Raw genomic sequence first — 2,544 nt, forward strand, 5'->3', positions numbered from 1 at the left:
GCCGCGCCAGCATCGCCGGGCGGCCGGTGCAGCCGGCCGACATCGCCGTGCTGGTGCGCAGCCACGACGAAGCCGCGCGGATCCAGCAGGCCTTGATCGCCGCCGGCATTCCGGCGGTCGCGGCGGGGCGGCGCAGCCTGTTCGCGACCGAACAGGCGCTGGACGTGTTGAGCCTGTTCGATGCCTTGCTGCACCCCGGCGACGGCGGCCGCCTGCGCGCCGCGCTCGCGACCGCGCTGATCGGCCTCGACGCCAGCGCGATCGCGCGGCTGTCCGAGGACGAGCCCTGGCAGCGCGACTGGCAGTTGCGTGCGCTGGGCTGGCGCGAGCGCTGGCAGCGGCACGGGCCCCTGGCCTTGATCGCCGACCTGTGCGCCGAACAGGCGCCGCGCCTGCTGACCCTGGCCGACGGCGAGCGCCGCCTGACCAACCTGATGCAGCTCGGCGAAACCCTGCAGGAAGCCGATACCCGCTCGCTCGGCCTGCACGGCCTGCGCGACTGGCTGCGCCTGCGCATCGCCGAGGCCGACGACAGCGACGAGAAACAGCAGCTGCGCCTGGAATCGGACGCGCGCCGGGTGCAGATCCTGACCCTGCACAAGAGCAAGGGCCTGGAGTTCGGCCTGGTGTTCCTGCCGTTCATCGCGATCGGCCGCGAGCCCCGCGGTGGGCGCTTGTGCGAATACCCCGACCCGGAACTCGGCCGCGTGCTGCAGTTGCAGACCGAAGTGGTCGACCCGCACGCGCCCGACTGGGACAGCGCGCTCGAACGCGCCGCGCTCGAAGCGCGATCGGAAGACGCGCGCCTGCTGTATGTCGGCCTGACCCGCGCGCGCCATGCGCTGTGGCTGGCGAGCGGGCCCTTGTACCTGGCTGCGGCCTCGCCGTTGCGGGCGATGGTCGCCGACCCGGAGGCGCTGGCCGCCGGCCAGGCCGACGCCATCGTCGTCGACGACGGCGCGCTCGAAGCCGCGCCGGCGCCGCTGCTGACGGCCGCGACCGGTGCAGTGCCGCCGGCGCGGGTCGCCCGCCGCAATCCGGCGCGCGACTGGTGGGTGTACAGCTTCACCCAGCTCACCAACGAGGACAGCGGCGGCGATGCGCCGCTGGTGGCCATGGACGAACGCGGCGCCGAGGACGAACCGGAGACCACGCCGGCCCTGCTGACTCCGGCCGATGCGCGCTTCTCCGGCAGCCGCTTCGGCAATGTCGTCCACGACGCGCTCGAACGGGTCGACTTCGGCGCCTGGCGCGGATGGACGCCGGACCAGGCCGAGCCGCCGGGCGAGGGCGAGGTGCTGGCCTCGGCCCTGCGCGCCGAGGGCTATACCGAGGCCGACCTCGACGAAGGGTTGCCGGTGCTGGCTTCGCTGGTCGGCCGGACCCTGACCGCGGCGCTGCCCGAGGGCGCGCGCCTGTGCGAGGTGCCCGAGCGCGAGCGACGTGCCGAAATGGAGTTCCATTTCGCGCTCGAATCGGCGCCGACCGACGCCCTGCTCGAGGCGATGCATGCGCACGGCTGGTTGCGCGAACGTCATGCCTTCGGATTGCGGCGCCGGCTCGAGGGCCTGATGACCGGCAAGATCGACCTGGTTTACGTCCACGACGGCCGCTATTACGTGCTCGACTACAAGACCAACCGGCTGCCGGCCTACGACGCCGCGCACGTCGAGCGCGCCATGGACGAAAGCGAGTACACCCTGCAATCGCTGATCTACACCATCGCCTTGCACCGCTGGCTGCGCTTCCGCCTCGGCGAGGGCTACGACTACGCGCGCGATTTCGGCGGCGTGCGCTATCTGTTCTGCCGCGGCCTCGATCCTGAAGATCCGGCCGCCGGGGTGTACGCGCACCAGCCGTCGCGCGCCCTGGTCGATGCGGTCGATGCCTTGTTCGCCGGGCGCGGAGGCGCGGCATGAGCCTGCTCGACACGCTGTACCGCGAAGGCGCCCTGCGCACGATCGACCACGCGCTGGCGCAGGCGTTGCGCCGGCTCGACCGGGACACGCCCGATACGGTGCTGGCCGCGGCCGCGTTGGCCTCGCAGGCGATCGCCCACGGTCATGCCGCCTTCGATCCGTCGCGGCCGTGGCTGTTGAGCGATGCGGCGATCGACTGGCCGCCGGCCGAGGAATGGTTGGCGTCGTTGCGCGATTCGCGCTGGATCGCCACGCCGGCCGACGGCGCGCCGGCGCATCGCGATGCGCCCCTGGTGCTGGAACGCGGCCTGCTGTACCTGCGGCGTTATCGCGAATACGAACGCCGGCTTGCCGCCGGCCTGCGCCGGATCGCCGGATCGGCGCCGCCGGCACCCGATCTGGCCGCGCTGACGCCGTTGTTCGCCGCACTGTTTCCGCAGGCGCGCGACGACGACCGCCAGGCGCGCGCGGCCGCGGTGGCCTTGCTGCAATCGCTGCTGCTCGCCACCGGCGGCCCCGGCACCGGCAAGACCACGACCATCGCACGCCTGCTGCTGTTGCTGATCGCGCAGGCGCGGCTCGACGGCGCGCCGCCGCCGCGAATCGCGCTGGCGGCGCCGACCGG

At 73.1% G+C, this 2,544-nt stretch carries 2 protein-coding genes; both read left to right on the plus strand.

Translation table 11 applies throughout. From position 1 onward, the window contains the following. A partial coding sequence (locus tag ACSAMQ_RS20380) for a 3'-5' exonuclease (RefSeq protein WP_435397405.1) occupies nt 1–1,919 on the plus strand: 1,919 nt, incomplete at its 5' end. Further along, a partial coding sequence (locus ACSAMQ_RS20385) for an AAA family ATPase (protein WP_435397406.1) occupies nt 1,916–2,544 on the plus strand: 629 nt, incomplete at its 3' end. The genes ACSAMQ_RS20380 and ACSAMQ_RS20385, both read left to right, overlap by 4 nt.

Origin of the sequence: Lysobacter sp. 1R34A (assembly GCF_051217035.1) — a bacterium.
Taxonomy (GTDB): Bacteria; Pseudomonadota; Gammaproteobacteria; order Xanthomonadales; family Xanthomonadaceae; genus Lysobacter.